The sequence below is a fragment of the Chitinophaga sp. Hz27 genome (assembly GCF_042263525.1).
In the GTDB taxonomy this organism is placed as follows: Bacteria; Bacteroidota; Bacteroidia; order Chitinophagales; family Chitinophagaceae; genus Chitinophaga.
Map to the genome: position 1 here is coordinate 30,945 of NZ_JBHKFJ010000002.1, position 23,933 is coordinate 54,877.

17 protein-coding genes are annotated in these 23,933 nt (G+C 44.1%); 14 read left to right on the forward strand and 3 right to left on the reverse strand.

What is annotated here, in order from left to right:
* The first annotated feature begins 102 nt into the window (after nt 1-102).
* The 3 genes from era to ACE38W_RS03970 all read left to right on the forward strand — a co-directional run bounded on the left by era (nt 103) and on the right by ACE38W_RS03970 (nt 2,754).
* Complete coding sequence (gene era / locus ACE38W_RS03960) at nt 103-975, forward strand: GTPase Era (RefSeq protein WP_375828938.1); 873 nt, start codon at nt 103-105, stop codon at nt 973-975.
* A 156-nt stretch (nt 976-1,131) separates the two neighbouring features.
* A complete protein-coding gene (gene der, locus ACE38W_RS03965; protein ID WP_375828939.1) occupies nt 1,132-2,445 on the forward strand; it encodes a ribosome biogenesis GTPase Der in 1,314 nt (437 codons plus the stop codon).
* Between the two features lie 87 nt (nt 2,446-2,532).
* Nucleotides 2,533-2,754 carry a hypothetical protein gene (locus tag ACE38W_RS03970; RefSeq protein ID WP_375828940.1) on the forward strand — a complete coding sequence of 74 codons (222 nt, stop codon included), beginning with the start codon at nt 2,533-2,535 and terminating at the stop codon, nt 2,752-2,754.
* 242 nt (nt 2,755-2,996) lie between these two features.
* On the opposite strand, the gene ACE38W_RS03975 is transcribed toward ACE38W_RS03970, so the two are convergent.
* Nucleotides 2,997-3,869 carry a transglutaminase-like domain-containing protein gene (locus tag ACE38W_RS03975; RefSeq protein ID WP_375828941.1) on the reverse strand — a complete coding sequence of 291 codons (873 nt, stop codon included), beginning with the start codon at nt 3,867-3,869 and terminating at the stop codon, nt 2,997-2,999.
* A 53-nt stretch (nt 3,870-3,922) separates the two neighbouring features.
* Entirely contained in the window at nt 3,923-6,277 is a 2,355-nt protein-coding gene (topA, locus tag ACE38W_RS03980) for a type I DNA topoisomerase (protein WP_375828942.1), read from the reverse strand.
* 219 nt (nt 6,278-6,496) lie between these two features.
* Here topA and ACE38W_RS03985 point away from each other — a divergent pair, with 219 nt between their 5' ends.
* From ACE38W_RS03985 to ACE38W_RS04005, 5 genes are all read left to right on the forward strand, one after another.
* Complete coding sequence (locus tag ACE38W_RS03985; protein ID WP_375828943.1) at nt 6,497-7,264, forward strand: Rossmann-like and DUF2520 domain-containing protein; 768 nt, start codon at nt 6,497-6,499, stop codon at nt 7,262-7,264.
* A gap of 50 nt (nt 7,265-7,314) precedes the next feature.
* Nucleotides 7,315-7,836, forward strand: a complete 522-nt coding sequence (locus ACE38W_RS03990) for a KdsC family phosphatase (RefSeq protein WP_375828944.1) — start codon at nt 7,315-7,317, stop codon at nt 7,834-7,836.
* Between the two features lie 41 nt (nt 7,837-7,877).
* The gene (locus tag ACE38W_RS03995; protein WP_375828945.1) at nt 7,878-8,819 is read left to right on the forward strand and encodes a geranylgeranylglycerol-phosphate geranylgeranyltransferase; all 942 of its coding nucleotides are present in this window, start codon (nt 7,878-7,880) and stop codon (nt 8,817-8,819) included.
* Entirely contained in the window at nt 8,820-9,389 is a 570-nt protein-coding gene (locus ACE38W_RS04000) for a Maf family nucleotide pyrophosphatase (RefSeq protein WP_375828946.1), read from the forward strand.
* A 152-nt stretch (nt 9,390-9,541) separates the two neighbouring features.
* Entirely contained in the window at nt 9,542-12,058 is a 2,517-nt protein-coding gene (locus ACE38W_RS04005; protein WP_375828947.1) for a LamG-like jellyroll fold domain-containing protein, read from the forward strand.
* Nucleotides 12,059-12,105: 47 nt separating this feature from the next.
* Here the strand turns inward: ACE38W_RS04005 and ACE38W_RS04010 are convergent, their stop codons facing one another.
* On the reverse strand, nt 12,106-12,702 hold the full coding sequence (locus ACE38W_RS04010) for an RNA polymerase sigma-70 factor (RefSeq protein ID WP_375828948.1): 597 nt from the start codon (nt 12,700-12,702) through the stop codon (nt 12,106-12,108).
* Nucleotides 12,703-12,868: 166 nt separating this feature from the next.
* Between ACE38W_RS04010 and ACE38W_RS04015 the strand changes: the two genes are divergently transcribed.
* The 6 genes from ACE38W_RS04015 to ACE38W_RS04040 all read left to right on the forward strand — a co-directional run bounded on the left by ACE38W_RS04015 (nt 12,869) and on the right by ACE38W_RS04040 (nt 23,932).
* Nucleotides 12,869-13,456 (forward strand): hypothetical protein, encoded by a 588-nt coding sequence (locus ACE38W_RS04015; protein WP_375828949.1) that lies wholly within the window; start codon nt 12,869-12,871, stop codon nt 13,454-13,456.
* 44 nt (nt 13,457-13,500) lie between these two features.
* Nucleotides 13,501-15,945 carry a zinc-dependent metalloprotease gene (locus ACE38W_RS04020; RefSeq protein WP_375828950.1) on the forward strand — a complete coding sequence of 815 codons (2,445 nt, stop codon included), beginning with the start codon at nt 13,501-13,503 and terminating at the stop codon, nt 15,943-15,945.
* Between the two features lie 75 nt (nt 15,946-16,020).
* Nucleotides 16,021-16,545: a hypothetical protein gene (locus ACE38W_RS04025; protein ID WP_375828951.1), complete on the forward strand. Its 525-nt coding sequence runs from the start codon at nt 16,021-16,023 to the stop codon at nt 16,543-16,545.
* Nucleotides 16,546-16,632: 87 nt separating this feature from the next.
* Nucleotides 16,633-19,098, forward strand: a complete 2,466-nt coding sequence (locus ACE38W_RS04030) for a zinc-dependent metalloprotease (protein ID WP_375828952.1) — start codon at nt 16,633-16,635, stop codon at nt 19,096-19,098.
* An 11-nt stretch (nt 19,099-19,109) separates the two neighbouring features.
* Nucleotides 19,110-20,345, forward strand: a complete 1,236-nt coding sequence (locus ACE38W_RS04035) for a FecR family protein (RefSeq protein ID WP_375828953.1) — start codon at nt 19,110-19,112, stop codon at nt 20,343-20,345.
* A gap of 200 nt (nt 20,346-20,545) precedes the next feature.
* Entirely contained in the window at nt 20,546-23,932 is a 3,387-nt protein-coding gene (locus ACE38W_RS04040; RefSeq protein WP_375828954.1) for a SusC/RagA family TonB-linked outer membrane protein, read from the forward strand.
* The last annotated feature ends 1 nt before the right edge of the window (nt 23,933 follow it).

Sequence of the window (23,933 nt, forward strand, 5' to 3'; positions counted from 1 at the left end):
AAGAGGTATGCAATAAGCGCCGAAGGCGCTATCTTTGCCTTTCAGCTCCTTGTAGGGCAATGTGTGAATTCACTCGGGGGAAACAATTTATATAATAGGGATATGATGCACAAAGCAGGTTTTGTAAATATTTTTGGTAAGCCCAATGCGGGAAAAAGTACGTTGTTAAACGCTATCATGGGCGAAAAACTCGCTATTATCTCACCTAAAGTACAAACAACCAGACATCGTATCACCGGTGTACTCACCGAACCTGGCTACCAGATCGTATTTTCTGATACACCTGGTATCATCGATCCTAAATATAAACTCCACGAGAAAATGATGAGCGCCGTGAAATCAGCTCTGGAAGACGCTGACGTAGCCCTCCTCATCATGGATTGCCGCGATAACCTGGAAGAAAATCTTGAACTGTTCGACTCGCTCAAATTAAAAGTTCCCAGCATTCTTATCCTCAACAAAATGGATAACCTCTCTAAAGAAGAGATGGAAAAGCTGGTAGAGAGATGTAACGAATGGGGCAAGGCAAAAGCAGTTGTACCTATTGCTGCCAAACAGCAGAAGAACGTGAAAGACTTGCTGGCAGCCATTGTTAACCTCCTCCCTGAAGCAAACGCTTTCTATCCGGAAGATACACTAACGGATAAGTCTACACGCTTTTTCGTAGCAGAAATGATCCGCGAAAAAATCTTCCAGCTCTTCGAAGAAGAGATTCCTTATCATACTACAGTAATTGTTACGCAGTTCCAGGAAAAGGAAACGCTGACAAAAATTACTGCTGAAATAATTGTTACCAGAGAATCACAGAAAGCCATTATCCTTGGAGAAAAAGGTAAGTCTATCCGTGAGATCGGTACCAGAGCCCGTCAGGATATAGAGAAATTTATCGAACGTAAAGTATTCCTCGAACTCTTTGTAAAAGTAAGAGGCAAATGGCGCGATAATGATCTCTTTTTGAAAGAATACGGGTATTAATAGTTAATAAATTCCTGCGTATCTCAGGTACTGGTTCTTCTCCGCAAAAACAACATAACAGGAGCCTTTGCTGCTCTGCTGCTTATGCTGCTTGGTGAGAAAGAAAGTGCCGCAGGCGCTGCAGGTGATTACGAAAATCAAATTAATAAAGAAATTATGGCAGGATTTACAATTGCTATTGTAGGACGTCCGAACGTGGGTAAGTCTACTTTGTTTAACCGTTTGCTGGAACAACGCAAGGCTATCGTAGATGACCAGAGTGGTGTTACACGTGATCGTCAGTATGGCGTGGCCGACTGGAACGGTAAAACTTTTAACGTAATCGATACTGGTGGATTTGTTGCTGGTAGCGATGATGTATTCGAACGCGAGATCCGTAAACAAGTGAAGATCGCAATGCAGGAAGCAAACCTGCTCATCTTCATGACAGATGTAACTACTGGTATCACCGACCTGGATAGTGAAGTAGCTGATCTGCTGCGTCGTAGCTCCAAACCGGTTTATCTGGTAGTAAATAAAGTAGATAACCAACAACGCCAGCTGGAAGCAACAGAGTTTTACAGCCTCGGTTTTGAACATATTTTCTTCCTTTCTTCTATGACAGGAAGCGGCACCGGTGAACTGCTGGATGATGTGGTTTCTCACATCACCGACGACATGGGTGAGGCAACAATGGAAAATGAATTGCCTAAAATCGCGATCATCGGTCAACCAAATGTGGGAAAATCTTCCCTGTTGAATGCACTGATTGGGGAAGAACGCAACATTGTGTCTGACATTGCGGGCACCACCCGTGATACCATTCACACACATTACAACATGTTCCAGAAAGAATTCATGTTGATAGATACTGCTGGTATCCGCCGCAAAACCAAGGTGCAAGAGGATTTAGAGTTCTACTCTGTTATCCGTGCCATCAAAGCGCTGGATGAAGCAGATGTGGTAATGTTGTTACTCGATGCCGAAAAAGGTATCACGGCACAGGATTTGAATATTTTCAGCCTGGCCGCAAGAAAAGGAAAAGGTATTGTAGTGTTGGTGAACAAGTGGGACCTGATGGAAAAAGCGACCAACACTGCCAGAGATTACGAAAAAGAATTGAAAAACCGCCTGGCTCCATTCTCCGATGTGCCAATTGTCTTTACTTCTGTAACAGAGAAACAGCGTATTTTCAAAGCTATCGAAATAGCATTGGAAGTTTATGAAAACCGTACCCGTAAGGTACAGACTTCCAAACTGAATGATGTGATGCTGAAAGCAATTGAGGCATACCATCCGCCAGTAGTTCGTGGTACTCCAATCCGTATTAAGTACGTTACGCAGTTGCCAACACATACACCGGCATTTGCATTTTTCTGTAACCTCCCTGACGATGTCAAGGCGCCATACAGAAATTACCTGGAAAACCAGCTCCGTACTCACTTTGATTTCAAAGGAGTGCCACTTAAGATTTTCTTTAGAAAGAAATAATTTATGCAGTTGTAGGTATTAATATTTTGTAATTTGAAATTATTGAATACCTTTGCGCCGGTTTTAAAAAACTATAAACAACACAAAATGAAAAAAGTATTTGTATTCGCAATCGCTGCTGGTATGTTCTTCGTAGCTTGTAATGGTGGTAAATCTGCTTCTACTGACTCAACTGCTACTGCGCCAGTAGACACTATGGCTGCTGCTCCAGTTGCTCCAGCTCCAGCTGATTCTGCTGCTGCTGTTGACACTACTGCTAAAGCTCCAGTTGCTGATTCTGCTGCTGCTCAGGCTCCAGCTGCTAAGTAAGAGATTATTTTATAATAATATCTTTCTTGCAAGAAATTGAAAGGTCCATCGCTTGTCGATGGACTTTTTAATTTAGGCCATTCCTAAAGCAAATAACTGACCTCCCTTTATCTGGCATACCTAAGGCACGCCAGAAGAATATACGCTCGTTAAGCTCCACAGAAGGTAGATTTATGCGAGTGTATATAAATGCAGAAAGGCGCCCGTTACAGGCGCCTTTCGTGTATAAAATGATTTGCAATTTAATCTTCCAGTATACTACTCAGGTTCATCAACTCATCCTGCCTATACCCATCTTTATCTTCCTTAAAGCATTTTGCTAATTCTTCAATCAGCAGCTGTATCACCTTTTTATTGGACTGTGGCTTAAAGTAACTAGGCACAGAAGGTACTGATACACGCTTCAGGTAAGTATCCACATCCTGCTGGGTATAAATCTGCCCTTGGATAGGATCTATAAAAAAGAGTATCCGATAGTCGTCCGGTTCTATTGGCTCCGAAAAATCCACAAAAGAATCGAAATAAGCCAGTATAAACTGACGCGGGATATTGACGGCATATACTGGCAGGTCCAGCATGCTGCACAAAGCCTGGTAGATGATACCATTGGTAAAGGGATTTCCCTTTTTTGATTCAATAACCTGGTTGATAAAGAACTGGTTCTTGCGCTGATAGGAGATCTCTTCTCCCTTCAGGCCGAAATAGTTATATATCATACTGTTCAGGACATTGATCTGTTCCAGTGGCGTCAGATAATTATTTAGTTCCAGCCAGATATTACGTTTGATACGATCAATCTCTGTCATCACCTGTGTTGGTGAGAGGTCTGGAAACTGATATTTAGCAATGAGAATCGCGCCTTCCAGTAACTCCGGCATTTCCATATTACTCCAGGCACGCAACGCGCCTTGTAAGTCCTGGTAATGTACCCGGTGGATCAGCAGTTCTATTCTTTCCTGTATAGATTCATCGACAGTATTCTCCCACAAATTCTCCAGGTTAGGAATGATTTCCTTGCCAAAAAGTAGAATCTTATTGGCAACGGTATCAAATACTTCCTGATCCGGATCATCCAACAGGTGGAACAAAGCGTTTATTTCTCTGTTTTCGCGCATGTCAACTGTGTAACAATGGTCAATCTCTCCGCCAGTTAGTTCCGGAGCCGATGTTATTCGGCTTTCTTCTTCCTTGGCGGAGCTTTCTTTTTAGGAGGATTGGCTTTCGCTTCTTCAATAATAGCTTTTGCTTCTTCTACCGTTATGTCGGCAGCATGGTCTATCCTTTCCTTAGGAATCTTGAAGTTTTTCAGGCCTTGTTTGATATAAGGACCATACGGGCCTTTTAAAATCTGGATTTTTTCTTTTTCAAATACTTTGATGGTACGCTCGTCTTTTGCAGTACGTTTTTCTACGATCAAGGGTGCGATTTCGTCCAGTTCAACAGTGTAAGGGTCCATTTCCTTTTTCAGGGAGTAGAACTTCTTATCATGTTGCGCATACGGACCGAAGCGACCTATGTTGATGATCACGTCTGAGTCTTCGAACTGGCCGAGGTTACGAGGCAAGCGGAATAATTCCATTGCATCTTCCAGGCTGATAGTTTCGATGCTCTGTGTAGGCTTCAGCTTAGCGAAGCGAGGTTTTTCCTCATCTTCTGCCTGACCTATCTGGATCATTGGGCCATAACGGCCCATACGTGCTACGATTGGTTTACCGGTAGATTCTTCCACACCCAGCTGGCGTTCACCTTTTACGCGTTCTGCATTTTCGAGGGTGTTGGCTACATCTTTATGGAAAGGCTGGTAGAACTCTGCCAGCATATCGTTCCAAACCTTTTTACCATGGGCGATTTCATCGAATTCACCTTCAATTTTTGCGGTAAATCCATAATCCATCACAGAGTTGAAGTACTGGTTCAGGAAGTCTGTCACGATCATACCCAGATCTGTTGGGAACAATTTAGACTTTTCCGCTCCAGTATTTTCGCTGTCTGTATTTTTTGTGAGTTTATCTGCTTTCAGCGTCAGGATGCGGAATTCTCTTTTCACGCCTTCCTTGTCTCTTTTCTCCACATATCCACGTTTCTGGATGGTGGTGATAGTAGGTGCATAAGTAGATGGGCGGCCGATGCCAAGCTCCTCGAGCTTTTTCACCAGGCTGGCCTCTGTATATCTTGGTGCAGGACGGGAGAAACGCTCGGTTGCTTTCATTTCCTTCAGGTCCAGCGACTGTTTTACAGCCAATGGAGGCAAGGATCCTTCCTGCGTTTCGTCTTCATTCACATCTTCATCGTCATGGCTTTCCATATAAACTTTGAGGAAGCCGTCGAATTTCAGCACTTCACCGCTGGCAGTCAGCTCTTCGTGGTTAGTGGAAACATCGATTTTAGCGATGGTTTTTTCCAGTTCAGCGTCAGACATCTGGCTGGCGATGGTGCGTTTCCAGATGAGTTCATAGAGTTTACGGGCATCGCTGTCGTCTACAGTGGTATTTTCCATGTACGTAGGGCGGATAGCCTCGTGCGCTTCCTGCGCTGACTCATTTTTATTTTTGAACTTTCTGTACTGGTGATATTTCTCTCCATAATTACCTACGATCGCCTTCTGAATATCAGAGATGGCCGTATCGGAGAGGTTGACAGAGTCCGTACGCATATAGGTAATATTACCGCTTTCGTACAGTTTCTGTGCCAGCAACATTGTTTTGGATACGCTGTATCCCAGTTTGCGGCTGGCTTCCTGCTGAAGGGTAGAAGTGGTAAAAGGAGCAGCTGGAGATTTCTTTCCTGGCTTAACCTGAATATCTTTTACTGTATAGGCAGCGCCTACACATTGCTGGAGAAATTTCTCCGCATCTTCTGCAGTTTTGAATTTGTTGGGGCCTTCAGCTTTGAAGGAAATGCTCTTACCGTTAATATCTTTACCGGTAAACCAGGCTTCTACTTTGAAGGTGCTGGTGGCGTTGAAGGCATTGATTTCTCTTTCTCTTTCAACGATAAGGCGTACAGCCACAGACTGTACACGACCGGCGGAGAGTGAGTTTCGCATGCTCATCTTACGCCAGAGAACAGGAGAAAGCTCAAAGCCTACGATTCTATCCAGTATACGGCGGGCCTGTTGTGCATTTACACGGTCCATATCCAGCTTACGTGGATGGGCAACCGCATTTTCAATGGCAGGCTTAGTGATTTCGTGGAAAACAATACGTTTGGTGTTTTTTGGATCAAGGCCTAATACCTCGCACAAATGCCATGAAATGGCCTCCCCCTCACGGTCCTCATCCGTTGCCAACCATACCTCGTCGGTATCTTTGGCTAGCTTCTTCAGGTCTTTTACAACCTTTTCCTTATCTTCCGGTATAACATATTTTGGCTTGAAGTTATTATCGATATCTATCCCCATGTCGTCCTTCTCCAAATCACGGATGTGACCAAAGCAGGATTTGACTTCAAAGTCCTTTCCCAGGATCTTTTCAATGGTTTTGGCCTTTGCTGGGGACTCAACTATAACTAAATTTTTTGCCATGTATGCTTCTTTAATATGCTGCTAAATACGCAATTTTTCGTAAAATAATAGCCTTACGAATTCTGCAAGTATAAAAAAGTACCTTGAAAATAAAAAATAAGGTATCATTAATACTTTAAATTCACTTGTAATGTAAGGAAAAAAACGGCTACCACGGCAAACGCAGTATATTGGCGGTTTGAATCCCTCATTATCTACATTATAATTAAAAAAATAATAATGGATATTGTTATTATCGGAACGGGTAATATCGCACACTGTTTCGGACACCTGCTGAAAATTCACGGACACCAGATTACTCAGATCATTGGCAGAAACCCCGATCGTGCTGCCGAATTGGCGGAAATGCTCCATGCTCCCTTTACGACTGATTTGCTGGATATAAATATGGAGGCAGATATGTACCTCCTCGCTGTATCAGATTCGGCGTATCCCATGCTAAATGATGAACTACGCCTCGGCCGTCGTATGGTTGCCCATACCGCCGGCGCCGTACCATTAAGCGCCATCTCCCGCATATCTTCTAATATAGGCGTCATTTACCCGCTACAGTCTATACGTAAGGAAGTGAAAAATTACCCGCCCATACCGATTATGTTGGAAGCGAGTAACGATGACGTATTAAAAAGATTACAGGCATTAGCACAAAGTATCGCCTCCACAATAGCAATCACCGATTCCCATCAGCGATTGCAATATCACCTGACAGCGGTACTCTGTAATAATTTTACCAACCATCTCATCGCAAGGGCAAAAGCCTACTGCGATCACGAACACCTCGACTTCACCCTGCTGCAACCCATTATAAGGGAAACCTTTGACCGGTTGGAGAAATATCCGCCAGAGTCGGTGCAGACAGGCCCCGCACTGCGCCAGGATGAAGCTACCATGGAACTACATCGTAACCTCCTGGTCAATGATGAATATCTCCAACTGGTATATACCGTTCTTTCGGATAGTATCTATAACTTTCATGAAAAGCGATAGCTAAGTACGATATGCGCCTTAATGCATTATTCGTATTTTCGCCTCCGACTATGAACATATTATCACTTTTTAAACCGGTAACCACCTTTGTACTGGACGTGGATGGTGTGCTGACAGATGGCACCCTGCAATTATTACCGGGAGGGGAGATGTCCCGCAGAATGAATATTAAAGATGGCTATGCCATGCAGCTGGCGGTAAAGAAAGGTTATCGTGTAGTGATTATTTCAGGTGGCAAATCTGAAAGTGTGGTAAGCCGGTTACAAGGCCTTGGTATTAAAGATATATATGTAGGCGTGCAGGATAAGAAAGAAAAACTGCAAGACTATGTGTTCGAGCATGACCTTCGCTGGGATGAGATATTATATATGGGAGATGATATCCCTGATTATGCCCCCATGCAGCTGGTAGCTTTGCCTACCTGCCCTGCAGATGCGGCGCCGGAGATCAAAAGCATTTCCAGGTATATATCTCCATTAGGCGGTGGTCAGGGCTGTGTAAGAGACATCATGGAAAAGGTACTGAAGCTCAACGGCCATTGGCTGCTGGATGAAGGTATCGCTTCCAAATAACCCGGACCTCTCTCCAATTATATTGAAAAACAATTTATCCCATGAAGCTCTGGGCTGCATTTTTTAAATTAATAAGATATCCCAACCTGCTTTATATCGCGCTGACGCAGTTTCTTTTACAATACTGCGTAGTAGCGCCTGTAATGCATAGTTATGGGGAAGAGCCTTCCCTGTCGGTGGGTCAGTTCATTTTGCTTTGCCTGTCTACAGTATTTGTAGCAGCTGCTGGTTATATCATCAATGATTATTTTGATATAAATATCGATATCATCAACAAACCTGACCGGATGATATTAGATAAGGTGATCAGCCGCCGCTGGGCAATGGCCTGGCATACCATATTAAATATGGCCGGCGTATCGTTGGGCTTTATCGTAGCCTGGGGAACCGGCCAGATTTACCTTGGCTTCATTCAAGTGATCTGTTCACTGCTCCTCTGGTTTTATTCCACCTCCTTTAAACGCCAGGCGCTTATTGGGAACGTGGTGACTTCACTGCTCACTGCACTGGCTGTAGTAGTGGTAGGATTTTATGAAAAGCAGATCTACCATAGTATTGAAGCGATCATGTCGCCGGTTGGCCGCAAGCTGATACAGATCATCGGCGTATATGCGTTGTTTGCCTTCATCATTTCTATGGTCCGCGAAATAGTGAAAGACCTGGAAGACATGATCGGCGACAGCAAAGATGGTTGCCGAACCATTCCTATCATCTGGGGCGTGCTGTCTGCAAAACGATTCTGTAATATTCTGCTGCTGGCGTTACAAGTCACCATTATACTGGTAGAAATACGGGTGTGGATGTTTGGCTGGTACCTTGCTATCGCTTACCTGGTATTGTTTGTACAGCTGCCTTGTATCTATATATATGCAAAGCTGAAAGCTGCCAATAACGCAGCACAGTACCATAAAGTCAGCTCACTCGTGAAACTCCTGATGCTGACGGGTATATTATCTATGATCTTCTTTAAAATATTTCTATAAATGTATCAAGGTGCACCAGTGATACTGGCATCACAATCTCCCAGACGTAAACAATTACTGGAACAGGCAGGCGTTCCGTTTACTATCAAAGTAGCGGATACTGATGAATCTTTCCCGGAAACAATGCCTATCCCGGAAATTCCGGTGTATATCGCGCGGCAGAAAGCAGCGGTGATACAGGCATTGTCGGCTCCTACGGATACTATCGTAGCCGCTGATACTGTGGTAGTACTCGATGATACAATCATCGGCAAGCCTAAAGACAGATCAGATGCAATCCACATCCTGACCGCCCTCAGCGGAAGAGAACATCGTGTAATCACCGGCGTGGTAATTGTTCGTGGCCAGAAAGAAGTAGCTTTTTCCAAAGAAACCAGCGTATTTTTTAAGCCACTCACCCAAGCGCAGATCGAATATTATATTGATAACTACAAACCTTATGATAAGGCAGGCGCCTATGCTATCCAGGAATGGATCGGCGCAGTAGCAATTGATAAGATAAACGGCTGCTTCTATAATGTAATGGGATTGCCAGTTAGTAATGTGGTAGAAGAACTAGAACGATTCTAATCCAATTAATTATAACGCGGGTGTATCAAAATCATTTTTGATACACCCATTTTTTTTGCCCGTTTGTGTAAAAATACTGTTCAAAATTTTAGTATTTGTTAACCGTTTATTATATTTATTAAGATAATAACCCTTCCTCAAAACCCTGAACGATGAAAAAATTCTACCTAACCTTAATGGCACTGGTATGCCTGTACGTAGCCAATGCCCAAACAAAAAAAATTTTACTGATAGGAATAGATGGCACGCGCTGGGATGCTGTACTGGCGGCCAATGCGCCCACCTTGGATTCCTTAAGGACTAAATCTGTATACACCTTAGACGGCCTAACGGAAACACCTACCTGGAGCGCCGTTGGCTGGAGTGCCATGCTCACAGGCGTATGGCGCGCCAAGCATGGCGTATACGATAATACCTTTACCGGAGGCAATTTCACGACTTATCCTTCTTTTCTGCAAAGGGTGGAAACCGCCAGTCCTGGCCGGAGAACAGTATCCATCTGCCACTGGGCGCCCATCAATACCTACATTGTAAATGGTATTGATGCGGAACAAAATCCTACAACAGACCTTGCGGTGAAGAACGCGGTAGTAGCAGAATTAAGCACTAACAATCCAGATGTATTATTTATGCATTTTGATGATGTGGATGAAGCCGGCCACAGTTACGGCTTTTCGCCTACTGTACCACAGTATGTCAGCGCCATCGAAGAGGTAGACGGCTACATTCATGAAATACTGACTGCATTAAAAAGTAGAAGTAGCTATGCCAGTGAAGACTGGCTGGTGGCTGTTTCTACGGATCATGGCGGTAATATGGCTGGTCATGGTGGTAGTAGTCTGGAAGAGCGTAATATTTTTGCTATCTGGTCTAACAGCAATTTTGTACCACAACAGATTAAGAAAGATACCGTGAGCATAAATATGCCAGGTAGTTATCTTTCGTTGAGTAATGGTAGTTACCTGAAACCCGTCAGCAATACCTACAACTTCGGTGCTGCTACTGATTTTACGATCGAATGTCGCGTGAAGCTGAACAGTGGCTTTGCCGGCGATCCCAGTATTATCAGCAATAAGAACTGGGCTAATGGCAAGAACAAAGGGTTTATATTTTCTGCTGTAAGTGGCAATTCCTGGAAAGTGAATGTGGGCGATAGTTTAAACAGAGTAGATCTTAATGGAAATATTATTGCAGATGGTAAATGGCATCATCTGGCTGTAACATTTGACAGAGATGGTTTAGTGAAGATGTATGAAGATGGGACTTTGGTAAACAGTGCTTCTATGGCTGGTATTGGGAATATTACCAGTGCATATCCCCTGGCGATAGGCCAGGATGGCACCTTGAGCTATGGTTATAAGTTAGACGGTAGCATTGCAGAGGTTCGTATATGGGATAAGGTGATACCAGAGAACGAATTAATAACATGGATGTCGAAGGCGGTAACTGCTGCGCATCCATCCTATGCGAGCCTGCACAGCTATTGGAAAGGAGCAGAAGGCACCGGCACTTCCTGGGCCGACAATACGACTGCATCGAATACTGCCAGCGTCTACGGCACTCCCGTATGGCAGACTGCTGCCACCCCACCGCCCGCATTATTATTTGGTAGCGGTGCGTATGCAAAGCCTGCGGCCAGTACTGCCTATCAGTTTGATACCAGCAACTTCACACTCGAATGCCGCGTGAAAACTAGTACCTGGAGCGGCGATCCGGCGATCCTGGCAAATAAGAACTGGAGTAGCGGCACTAAAAAAGGTTATATCATCGCTGCCAACAGTGGCGGCAAATGGAAAGTAAATATCGGCAATGGTACCAACCGTGCTGATGTTAATGGTGGCACTATCGCAGATGGACAATGGCATCATATTGCCGTTTCCGTTAACCGTAGTGGATATATGATCACCTACCAAGACGGCGTAAAAGTAGACAGCGTGTCTGTAACCGCTGTTACAGGCGGCATCGCAAGTGCGCTGCCATTCGCCATTGCGCAGGATGGCACCTTGGCCTACAGCTATCCGTTTACAGGAAATATCTCCGATGTTCGTATATGGAATACCGTTATCCCGGCAGCAGCTATCAATGCCTGGAAAGACAAGGATATCACCACGGCACATCCAAACTACAGCGCATTGATAGGCTACTGGAAAGCGCATGAAGGAAGTGGTAGCACGCTGGCAGATGCTAGTAGCAGCGCCAATTATGCAACAGTTGTAAACGCCAGCTGGCAGGCCGGTGTAGCGCAAACATCATTTACCTATAACGTGTATAACAACACGCCAAGGCAAGTAGACATGGCCGTTAGCTGCCTGGATTATTTGGGTATACCCATCAACAGCAGCTGGGGACTCGACGGCAAAAGCTGGATACCCACTACGGGAACCGCATTGGCATCTTCCAAAATAATCAATAACAGTGTGCAAGTATTGGTAACGCCAAATCCTGTCAGCACTGAGTTGACGCTGCAAGTACAGTCTGCCAATCAGCAACCTGGCGATTTTATATTATATAATACATCGAAACAACAAGTGAAACATCATCGGCAGCAAGTGAACAAAGGAACGCAACTGGTGCGTATAGGCGTTGGCGATTTGCCTGCAGGTATGTATGTACTGGAGCTGAAAACGCCAGCTGGTAGCGTGGCTACAAAGGTAATGCTGGTGAAATAAATAATATCGGAAAATGAATTTTTTAAATGGCGTCCATAGCGACGCCATTATTTTTTTATGGACAGCAAGCTGCTGACAAGAATAAGAAACAGTCCCAGCTGTGTATCGTTGAAGCGTAAACGTAATTGCGCCAAGGCTTTGGCCTTATGCTCTTTTACGGTAAATACCGAAATGCCAAGCTTCTCAGCTATTTCATCGTTTTTAAGTCCCTCGAGGAAGATCATACGAAATACCTGCTGCCGCTTCTCAGGCAGTTTTTCAATTTCTCTGTAGATGGACTGTATCAGCTCCGATTGTATCATGCGTTGCAGGATCAGGTCTTCTCCTTTTTTATCATCTAAATAAATCATCTCCTGCTGGAAATGATCATGGACTTTCTGATGACGCAGATGATTTAGACAGGCGTTGCGAGTAGTAGTATAAAGGAAACTCTTAATGCTTCTGGGATGATCGAAGTCGCTGCGCTTGTTCCAGAGCTTCACAAAGCTATCTTTTACGATGTCTTCTGCATCCGGCATGCTTCCTAATAGTTGGTCCGCGAAAAAGCACAGTGGTTTGTAATACTCTTTGAAAAAAGTATTAAAAGACTCCGCGGCCCCTTGCTGAAATGCAGGCATGAGATCTAATAATAGATCAGAATTCATCTATCGATGCTGATTTAGACAGTTTAGTTGAAGTGGGAAAAGCAGGCTAAACTATTGAATAAACCGCAATTATTCTAGCCAATATTAAAAAAATATTTTTTTTCTGTTAAGACTAGTTCAAATCAGTGCTCAACGTGTTCTACCCTTATAAACGAATACAGAGGCTATGCTGATAAGGAGCAAATTAAAATACCTGAAATATGCAGTGATACTGGCGATTCCCTGTGCCATGCAGTCTTGCAGCGAAATGCCGCAAGACAAAAACGCCAGAAAAAAGATGCCTACGGTATATATGCCAACGGTATCTATACCAGGGTTGCCTGGTATGAACTGTGACTTCGCCACCGCTGGTGATCAGCAGATTTTCCCATTCAGGGTTACGCAGGTCGATTATTCTCTTAACGGCACTGTTAGTGGTTATACAAGGGTATCAATCCCTAATGAACAGTATGATTCCATTGCTTTTGATATGGCGCAGAGCTATAGACAGGTGGCTACTGGGCTGCTGGAGCATTGGGCAGCTACATCAGACAAGGGCATCATCATCGACCTTAGTAACGGCAACGTATCTACGCTAGGTGCACAATACAGTGTGCAGGCAGCTGGCAGGAATGTGCCAGTGATCATCCTCTGGGACCAGCAAGCGGTAACAAGGGCCAGTGCTTATAAAGAGCTGATTGGCGGGTTCCCGGGTATTGTAGAGATAAACGGTTTGCAACCAGCCAGGATGCATGCCTACTCCTGTTTTAAATAACACAGCTATATGCTGTTAACATCCACAACGAATTAAAATCTGCAATGAAACGCTATACTTATATATCCCTGGCCGCACTGATGGCATCATGTGCCGTGTTTAAGGGCGGACACAAGAAAAAAGCTGCGCCGGCGCCCGCCGCCGCTACAACTCCGGTAAAACCGGTCAGCAAAAATGGCGTAAAGTCATTTGATGAGGTGATTACGAAAAACCTGACATCGAAAAAAGGACTATTCACGGTCTATTCTACCCGGGAGATGGACACGACCTATTTCGAAATTCCTGGAAATATTTTAGGTCGGGATATATTGGTAGAAAACCGGATTACTGCCTGTCCTGGCTTATTAGGCATGTACCCTGGCGAAGAACTGGATTCAAAAACCATCCGCTTTGAGAAAGGGCCTGATGAAACGATCATTATTCGTAATACATCGTTTTCACATCAGGCTGATTCTTCCAGCGTAATAGCACGCGCAGTCAACAATTTTGATGAGCCTATCATTTATAGTTTTCCTATCAAGGCCTATGGTAAAGATTCTGCATCCTATGTATTAGATATGGGAAAATATATTGCAGAACCTACTTCTATTTTCCATACGGTTGATAAAAGTAAACTCGATGTATCACTTAGTCTTACCAAAAACATTCAGCTTATCAGTGAACATGTATATCCGCTGAATGTGGAACTGGCTTCCAGTAAAGTTTACGTAGGAAAAAAAGAACCGGCTGGCGATTATGATTTCCAAACAAATACTTCTCTTTTGTTATTGCCGGAAAAGCCAATGACAGCAAGGATAGTAGATCCGCGTGTGGGCTATTTTCCTACGCATTGGGTAGAGTTCAATGACCAGCAGCAAAAGGCGGAAACAAGGGTAGTGGCACGTCGCTGGAAACTAGAGCCTAAGCCGGAGGACATGACAAAATACAATAACGGAGAGCTGGTAGAACCAGTGAAACCTATTGTTTATTATATCGATCCTGCTACGCCAAAAAAATGGAGAAAGTACCTGATCATGGGCGTTAATGACTGGCAGAAAGCTTTTGAGAAGGCTGGTTTCAAAAATGCCATCATAGCGAAAGAGTGGCCGGAAGGCGATACCACCATGCATCCTGATGATATCCGTTATTCCTTTATTAACTATTTCCCTTCGGAAGTAGCCAATGCATATGGCCCTAATGTGATTGACCCACGCAGTGGAGAGATCATTCAGACACATATAGGTTGGTACCACAACGTAATGGCGCTACTTCGCAACTGGTATATGGTGCAGGCAGGTCCTAATGATCCGCAGGCACAGCATGCCGTATTTGATGATGAGCTGATGGGGCAACTGATAAGATTTGTATCGAGTCATGAAGTAGGCCATACGCTTGGATTACGCCATAACTTCGGCAATAGCAGCATGACACCTGTTGACAGTTTGCGCAGCATTACTTACCTCCGTGAGCATGGTCATACAGCCAGTATTATGGACTATGCACGTTTCAATTATGTAGCACAGCCAGAAGATCATATCCCGCAGGAGCTGCTGTTTCCGAGGATTGGAGAATATGACCAGTGGGCAATTGAGTGGGGATATAAGTATACAGGAAAAACAGCTGTAGCAGATAAATCATCTTTATATAACCTTACTACGGCTAAACTCAGCGCTAATCCACGTCTCTGGTTTGGTGATGGCGAAAGTCGTAAGATCGATCCACGCTGCCAGACGGAAGACCTGGGCGATGATGCCGCAAAGGCAGGCACCTACGGCATTCTGAACCTGAAACGCGTAATGACCCACTTACCTCAATGGGCATACGAAGAAGACGGTATTAATACCGTTCTTACAGAGATGTATACACAAATACAGGGACAGTATTTCCGTTATATGGGCCATGCTTTGCAATATGTGGGCACGGTAATGTATACACCGCAAACCAGCGGGGATACCACCATGACGCTGAAACCTATACCTGTAAATAAACAGCTGGCAGTGCTGCAATTCTACGATAAGGAATTATTCACTACGCCAACCTGGCTGCTGGACCCTAAAGTAACGAATGTAGCCAATCAGCCGAAAGGTGTTGGTGAAGAGTTCATTGGCGACCTGCAAGCAAAAGTACTGAACACACTGTTGGATTATGAGCGCCTGACTTATCAGCAAGCAAACTATGATCGCTTTGATGGCAATACATTGGGTATCGACAAATTGATATCTATACTGCATGCAGATATCTGGAGAGAGTTGAATACCGGTAATATCAATATGGATGGCTACCGTCGTGATCTGCAAAAAGTATATGTAGGCGCCGTACTGGATGCATTAAATAATCCTAAAACCAAGAATGGAGAAACAGATGTAACCTCTTTACTGCTACTGGATATCAATTCCCTGAAAACGCAAATCAGAAAAGCTATTCCGCGTACTACCGATGCATTATGCAAGGCGCATCTGATAGACCTGGCAGATCGTATCGAGCGGTTCGAGAATAAAAGCAAAGGATAAGTTTTTTCAAAATGACTAGTTCATTATCCTTACCAGCGTGTTTAAGGAGATAGATTAGTGATAACAGAGGTTTATATGATATTGAAAATATTTAAATATCAGCTGTTGTATGTGGCGATGATAGCCCTTGGATTTACAGCCTGTCAGGAAGCAGAAAAACCAGCACCACCGCGGAAAAAGATGCCCGGTGTGTATGCTCCGGTGACGTCCGACAGTTGTGCATTAGGGATGATGCAACAAAATAGCGCTTTCCCTTTTGAAACGCGTGTATTAGATTTGTCCGCTGGCGATGTTACTACAACCTACTATAGTGTAGCCTTACCGGATACTACATATGATGCACTCGCATTTGGTATGGTGGAAAAATACCGACACCTGGCGAAACCTATGCTTGAACAATGGCTGCAATCTAAGCGCAAAGGAATCATCCTTGACTTGCGCACTAATGCCAATGAGCTGAAAAGTGCTGCCTATCTGATCCAGGTAGATAGTATACAGGTACCGTTGGAAGTCTACTGGGACGAACAGGCTACCGCACGTTCATCAAGGTATCTTCGTTTACTCACCACCGTACCCGGTATAAAGGCAATAGCTCAATAGCCGGCAATTCAATGCCGGTCTGATTTACATCCACTTGCATTTTCCCCATTTGTATTAAATCAACATCACTAACTAAGTAGATTTGTAATGAAACGCTATACTTATATTCCCTTAGCAATACTGATGGCTTCCTGCGCAGTGTTTAAGGGTGGACATAAAAAATCAACCAAACCTGCAGCAGCAGTTGCAGCTACTCCTGCCACGCCAGCAGCACCTGCCAGCAAGAACGGAGTGAAACCATATGCTACCGTGGTAACAAAATCCCTCTCTAAACAAGATGGTTTGTTTACCATACTGACATCTAAAGACCTGGATAGTATCTACTTTGAAGTGCCTGATACCTTACTGGGCAGGGATTTTATGTTGGTAAACAGGTTGAAGAAAGCACCGGCAGGCTATGGCGTTTACGGTGGAGAAGAACTGGATGCTGGTAATATCTACCTGGAAAAAGGTCCTAATGAAACCATCGTGATGAAATCAAACCTGGTAGTTGCCGCAGCAGATACCAGTGATATGATTCATAAGGCGGTAATGGAATCTAACCAGAACCCCGTGATTGCTACCTTCAAAATACTGGCATACGGTAAAGATTCTGCCAGCTATGTGATAGATGCATTGAAATTCCTGAAAGAGCCCGGAGGCCCGGCCAACACCATTAAGAACAGTCAGCTGACCAAAAGCATGGACCCAAAAGCATTGAAAGAAGTTTTTGTGGAAAAAGCCAAGGCTTATCCGCTGAATGTTGAAGTGGTACTGACTAAAAATGGTAACACTAAGCCTAGTGTCACCTCTCCGCTAGGAACACCTATCTCTTTCAGTACTTCGGCATCGCTGGTATTGCTGCCAAAAGTACCGATGCAGCAGCGTTTTGTTGATAACAGAGTAGGCTACTTTGCAGACATGCTCACAGAGTTTGGCGATAACCAGCAACGTGCTGTAAAACGTGAATTCGCGGTGAGATGGAGACTGGAGCCTAAACCTGAAGACGTAGAAAAATATAAAAGAGGAGAGTTAGTAGAACCGGCAAAGCCGATTGTTTATTATATCGATCCTAATACGCCGAAAAAATGGAGAAAATACCTGATCCTTGGTATCAACGATTGGCAGGTAGCTTTCGAAAAGGCGGGCTTTAAAAATGCCATCATAGCGAAAGAATGGCCGGAAAACGACAGCACTATGGATATGGATGACGTGCGTTATTCTTTCCTGAACTATTTCCCTTCTGAAGTTGCGAATGCCTATGGTCCTAATATCCATGACCTGCGCAGTGGCGAAATTATTCAGACGCATATTGGCTGGTACCACAACGTAATGACTTTATTACGCAACTGGTACATGATCCAGGGTGGTCCTAACGATCCGCAGGCGCAACATGCTACGTTCAGCGATGAGCTAATGGGGCAACTGATCCGTTTTGTATCCAGTCATGAAGTAGGCCATACGCTTGGCTTGCGTCATAACTTCGGTAGCAGCAGCACAACGCCGGTTGATAGTCTGCGTAGCATTGCCTATCTGCGTCAGCATGGTCATACACCAAGTATCATGGACTATGCGCGTTTCAACTACGTAGCGCAGCCACAGGACCATATCCCGCAGGAACTGCTGTTCCCTCGCATTGGTGAATACGACCAGTGGGCTATTGAGTGGGGATATAAATTAATCTATGCTCCTTCCGCCGCAGCAGATAAAAAGATCATGGACAAAGAAGTGACGAAACGCCTGGCTGCTAACCCACGCCTTTGGTTTGGTGATGGTGAGTCGCGCAAGGATGATCCACGTTGCATGACAGAAGATCTCGGTGATGATGCCGCCAAAGCAAATACCTATGGTATCGAAAACCTGAAGCGTGTGGTAGCTAACCTGCCAGCCTGGACAAAAGACGACCAGGCGCTGAATAACGACATGGCAACAGTTTTCGGTGAAGTACAGGAAACTTATCAGCGTTATGTGAATCATGTGATCACCAACATAGGCACTACCAACTACACCGTACGTCCACAGGGAGATCCAAATCCGGCTTTTGTACCAGTGCCTAAAGCCAAACAGATTGCCGCCGTGAAGTTCATTGATGAACAGGTATTCAACACGCCAACCTGGTTGCTGGACCCTAGTGTTACCAACAAGGTAGAGATGCCGGCAACAAAGAACTTTGTGTCTACCATTCAGAAAAAGGTAATGACATCCTTGTTTAGCGGCGATCGTCTGAACTTTATTCAGAGCAATGAGCGCCGTTTCGGCGACAAGGCATTAGGATTGTCAGCATTCATTTCTATGGTGCACGCCAGCGTTTGGAGTGATCTGAAGCAACCATCTGTAAAAATGGATACTTACCGTCGCAACCTGCAAAAATCATATCTGACAGCACTCAATAACATTGTGGCCTCACCATCTTCCATCGATACAGAAAGTGATGCGGCTTCTCTGTTGAAACTGGATGCCAAAGCGATTAATGCGGAGGTGAAACTGGCGATGGGTAAAACATCAGATGCTATTACAAAAGCGCACCTGGCGGATATATCCGGCAGAATCGAAAAAATGCTTTCTAATAAATAATATTTAAGTCATTGTCAACACCATTATCCGATCTGGAACATATTGAAATCATGGAGCAGATAGCTGCATTATTACTGCGTCAAATGGAAGGTAGTCTGAGTGAAGAAGAAGCTGCAAAACTACAGGCCTGGCTGGACCAGCAGTCTGCGGATGCGCAGGGATTCTATACCGGTATTACTACGCAGGCAGAGATGTCTGGCGCCCTGAACAAAATGTTTCAGATAGATGAAGCTGTAGCTTTGGATGATGTATGGAATCGTATAGGCGTTGCTGTTGTACAAACAGAAACGCCTGTACGTTATATGTGGAAAAAATGGCTGGCCGCTGCTGCTGTTCTTTCCGCTATAGTGACTACCTCTGTATTAATTTTTTCTCATAAGCAAAACAAGAACCCCGAAACTCCAATGGTGGCGCGTTACGGCGGTGACGCACTACCCGGAGGAGATAAAGCAACGCTGCAACTGGCGGATGGTTCTGTAATTGTACTGGATAGCGCACGCAATGGTACGCTGGCATTACAAGGAAATACGCATATCATCAAAAATAATGCAGGAACAATTTCTTACCAGGCAGCGTCAAATACTACAACAACCATTTCCTATAATAAAATCAGCACTCCCCGCGGCGGACAGTTTAAACTGGTACTGCCAGACGGTACTAAAGTATGGTTAAACGCAGCTTCCTCGCTACGTTATCCGGCGGTATTTGCCGGCAACGACCGTACAGTGGAACTTTCAGGAGAAGCCTACTTTGAAGTGGCCCCTGATGCTAATAAACAATTCAATGTTACTATAGCAGTAGCAGATCATGCACCAACGAAAATTGAAGTATTAGGTACCAGCTTTAACATACAAGCCTACGCAGATGAACCTGTACACGAAGCCACACTGCTAAGTGGGAAAATTCGTGTAGGCCACGATGATGAAAGCGTACTACTCAATCCAGGACAACAAGCGCAATTATCAACCAGGAAAGCAAGTATTACCACATCCACTGCGAATGAAGAAGACGTACTCGCCTGGAAGAACGGCCTGTTTAGCTTACAGGACGCCACCATCCAGGAAATTATGCGTCAGGTTAGCCGCTGGTACGATGTAGAAGTAATTTATGAAGGCGATATTACCACACAACAGTTTATCGGTAAAATCCCACGCAATACCAATTTGTCCGATGTATTAACTATTCTCGAATCTACCGGCTGGGTACACTTTAAGCTGGAAGGAGATAAATTAATTGTTAGGCCATGAAGGTCATTATTACCACCAATAATCTAAATCGATTGCTCATGTATCAACCACTTTTTGGGCCAGCCCGCTGGAAAAATGCCCATGAACTACACAACCACAGGACGTAAATGGCAGCCCATTTACACAGATGATGTTATTACCAACTATAACAACCAACTAATACAACCATAGTAATGAGTTTTTGTAAAGCTAAGCCTCGTATGGCTTCAAATATGAGAAAGTCTGTATGGAAAAAACTATATGGAATTACCTTGTTGTTATGTGCAATAGCCACCAATGTTAATGCACAAACAGTAAATCTCAGCCTGAAAAACGTACCTATTGAAAAAGCATGTAAAGAGATAGAGAAACAGACAGGGTATTATTTTGTATATCCGAAAGATATGAAAAATAGTGCCTACCCGGTAAGTGTTGAATTGAAGAATGAAGATGTGAAAACCGCCATCGGAAAGGTGTTTGAAGGAACACCCTATGAAGTTACGGTGACTAACAGAGTGGTGTCTATTAATACTGCAAAGAAGATAGCATTGACAACCGGCTCCAAAGAAAGTTCAGATACTATCAATATCCATGGTACGGTGATGGGAGCTGGCGTGAACTACATGCCCAATGCTACCGTAAGGTCTCTCGCTACAAAGAAAGTGGCACTTACCAACGAGAAAGGTGAGTTTGTACTAAATGGTGTGAAGATTGGTGAAAGCATTCAGGTGAGCTATGTCGGTTTTGCATCTCAAACGATGCAATTACTGGATATGAAACGCCGTGCTTACTCCTTCTTCCTTAGAGCAGCAGACAACGAACTGGATCATGTGGTGGTGAAAGCCTATGGTACTACCACCCAGCGTTTCAATACAGGAAGTATCACTACTATCTCTGGAAAGGAAATCGAAAATCAGCCTATCTCCAATCCTTTGATGGCATTGGCAGGAAGAGTACCAGGAATGGTGATAACACAGCAAAATGGCAGTGCTACTGCTCCCATAAGAATGGAGATCAGAGGAAGAAATAATATCAACTCCAATTTTACCTCAGCTCCCATGGTAATTATTGATGGTATTCCACTGACAGTTTTGGATATCACGGGTACGCCGAGTGATGGTTATACGCAAGCTAAACTGGCAGCAGGACTAAACCAGGCACAGAATGGCGCTTCTATGAGCCCATTCTATGGCATCAATCCCAGGGATATAGCCTCCATTGAAGTGCTTAAAGATGCAGATGCTACCGCTATCTATGGTAGCCGCGGTGCAAACGGCGTTATCCTGATTACCACTAAAAAAGGAAACAATGAAAATCCCGTGTTAAGTGTTAACCTTTCTGAAGGTTTGACGGTAGTTCGAAAATACCAGAAGCTTTTAAATACAAAAGATTATCTGCAGTTGCGCCGGGAAGCCTTTGCCAATGATGGTCTTATACCGTCTGCCAATCCGATTAGTGAAGCGTTTGCACCTGATCTGATGATATGGGATACCACCCGCTACACCAACTGGCAGAAAGAATTATATGGGCATGTTGGAAAACGTACGAATGCAGGCGTTAGTCTGCGAGGTGGAGCTGGTAACACAAATTATAACATAGCTGCTAACTATACTTCTCAGCAGGACATAACAAACTACGCAGGTGGCGATAAGAATGGAGGTGTCACGATTAACCTGAACACCACCGCGCTGCAACAGAAACTACAGCTGGGAGTGAATGCCAGTTTAGGTTTTACTAAGGTAGATCAGATCAATTTACCGCCAGCATCTTTACTGGCGCCCAATGCTCCTCCTATTTTCAAGTCTGACGGAACTTTGAACAGGGAAGGATATTTTTCTACCGCGCCTACCAGTGGAGGAGGTACCTCCTCCTATCCCTTTGAAGACCTCAACAGACATTACACTACAGATGGCTTCAACGTAAGAGCAAACTTTCACATTGGATATTCCATCATGAAAGGATTAAACTTCTCTGCGAATATTGGCTATCTGAGAAATACGGCCAACAGCACCAGTAAAAAGCCACCATACGTCCAGGTGGTATTTAACAATATCCAAAGCCAATTCGGAAGCGCCAGCTGGGGTACTACCAACAACGAAGGTTTAAATATTGAACCACAGTTGAACTACAGTACCGTGTTGGGGGCGGGAACATTGAACGTTTTGGCCGGTGCCACCTACAACCAAACCAAAACTGGTTCTAACCTGCTTTCGGGTACTAATTATACGGATGAAGGCTTATTAAATTCTATCACCAACGCTGGTTCCATCGCAGGTACTGACGCCTTTGCAGAATATAAATATGCAGGTGTATTCGGTGGTGTCAACTACAACTATGCAAGTAAATATATACTTAACCTCACAGCCAGAAGAGACGGTAGTAGCAGATTTGGCCCTGGTAACAGGTTTGGCAACTTCGGCGCTTTGGGCGCTGCCTGGATTTTATCAGAAGAACCATGGATGGTGAATATACTGCCGAAATCAGTAGACCTCCTGAAATTACGCAGCAGCTATGGCCTCACAGGTACCGACCAGGTAGGAGAGTATCAATATCTTTCTCAATGGGGGAATCTTTCCAATAATTCTAAACTGAATAATTATAACGGTTACTCACCGCTGCTTGTACAATGGCAGGCCAACGATAAATTCCACTGGCCTACAAAAAAATCACTGGACATTGCCATGACAGCCAGTTTCTTTAACAACAGGTTAAGTCTGGACGTTAACTGGTACCGCAATACTTGTGATAATCAGTTACTCACTTATAACACCGGTGCATATACAGGCTTTACCAACGTTGTTACCAATCTCCCTGCAAATGTGATGAATAAAGGGTGGGAGTTTGCTGTAACATTGATCCCTGTACAAACAAAGAAAGTTAACTGGACATTGAATTTCAATACCAGTATCGTAAAAAATGTACTCCTTTCTTATCCTGGTATCGAAAACTCTTCTTACTACACCAGATATATTGTAGGCAATTCCCTGGATGATATTTATTTATATCATTTCCTTGGTGTAGACCCCGCAACTGGATTACCAACATTCGAAGATTATGATAAGGATGGTAAGATATCTTATAATCCAGAATTGGTTCCTGGTTCAGATGACAGGAGAATCAGGCGTTCTGTTCTGCCTAAGTTTTATGGGGGTATGCAGACATCTGTTTCCTATAAACGCTTCTCTTTTTCTGCCAACTTCAGTTTCAAACGTTTCTATGCCCGTTCAAACACAGGTGTATCTCCGATAGGACAGTTGACTAGTGGTGTTGGTAATACTACCTATGATCTTTACAATGCACGTTGGAAAGGACCTGGGGATCATTCTATAGGTGCAAGGCCTTCCACGCAATCAATTTTGATAATATCCAATTATGTTGAATCGGATGCAGGTACAGTGATGATCAATTTGCTGAGAGCACAAAATATGTCGCTATCCTACAGTGTAGATGAAAAGACATGTGCGATGCTGCATCTGCATGGCTTGTATTTCGATGTGAATGCGGATAACCTTTTTATGCTAACCAACTTTAAAGGCATGGACCCGGAAGTATTGGCCGGAAATCCAGCTACACGCACGGTAACTTTTGGTATCAGATGTGAATTCTAAA

Coding starts and splice junctions, on each gene's coding strand:
- ACE38W_RS04010 (WP_375828948.1), bottom strand. CDS start 12,702: ATGAATTCTGATCTATTATTAGATCTCATGCCTGCATTTCAGCAAGGG.
- ACE38W_RS04005 (WP_375828947.1), top strand. CDS start 9,542: ATGAAAAAATTCTACCTAACCTTAATGGCACTGGTATGCCTGTACGTA.
- ACE38W_RS03990 (WP_375828944.1), top strand. CDS start 7,315: ATGAACATATTATCACTTTTTAAACCGGTAACCACCTTTGTACTGGAC.
- ACE38W_RS04030 (WP_375828952.1), top strand. CDS start 16,633: ATGAAACGCTATACTTATATTCCCTTAGCAATACTGATGGCTTCCTGC.
- ACE38W_RS04025 (WP_375828951.1), top strand. CDS start 16,021: ATGATATTGAAAATATTTAAATATCAGCTGTTGTATGTGGCGATGATA.
- ACE38W_RS04000 (WP_375828946.1), top strand. CDS start 8,820: ATGTATCAAGGTGCACCAGTGATACTGGCATCACAATCTCCCAGACGT.
- ACE38W_RS03995 (WP_375828945.1), top strand. CDS start 7,878: ATGAAGCTCTGGGCTGCATTTTTTAAATTAATAAGATATCCCAACCTG.
- ACE38W_RS04015 (WP_375828949.1), top strand. CDS start 12,869: ATGCTGATAAGGAGCAAATTAAAATACCTGAAATATGCAGTGATACTG.
- ACE38W_RS03970 (WP_375828940.1), top strand. CDS start 2,533: ATGAAAAAAGTATTTGTATTCGCAATCGCTGCTGGTATGTTCTTCGTA.
- ACE38W_RS03985 (WP_375828943.1), top strand. CDS start 6,497: ATGGATATTGTTATTATCGGAACGGGTAATATCGCACACTGTTTCGGA.
- topA (WP_375828942.1), bottom strand. CDS start 6,277: ATGGCAAAAAATTTAGTTATAGTTGAGTCCCCAGCAAAGGCCAAAACC.
- era (WP_375828938.1), top strand. CDS start 103: ATGATGCACAAAGCAGGTTTTGTAAATATTTTTGGTAAGCCCAATGCG.
- ACE38W_RS04020 (WP_375828950.1), top strand. CDS start 13,501: ATGAAACGCTATACTTATATATCCCTGGCCGCACTGATGGCATCATGT.
- ACE38W_RS04040 (WP_375828954.1), top strand. CDS start 20,546: ATGGCTTCAAATATGAGAAAGTCTGTATGGAAAAAACTATATGGAATT.
- ACE38W_RS03975 (WP_375828941.1), bottom strand. CDS start 3,869: ATGCGCGAAAACAGAGAAATAAACGCTTTGTTCCACCTGTTGGATGAT.
- der (WP_375828939.1), top strand. CDS start 1,132: ATGGCAGGATTTACAATTGCTATTGTAGGACGTCCGAACGTGGGTAAG.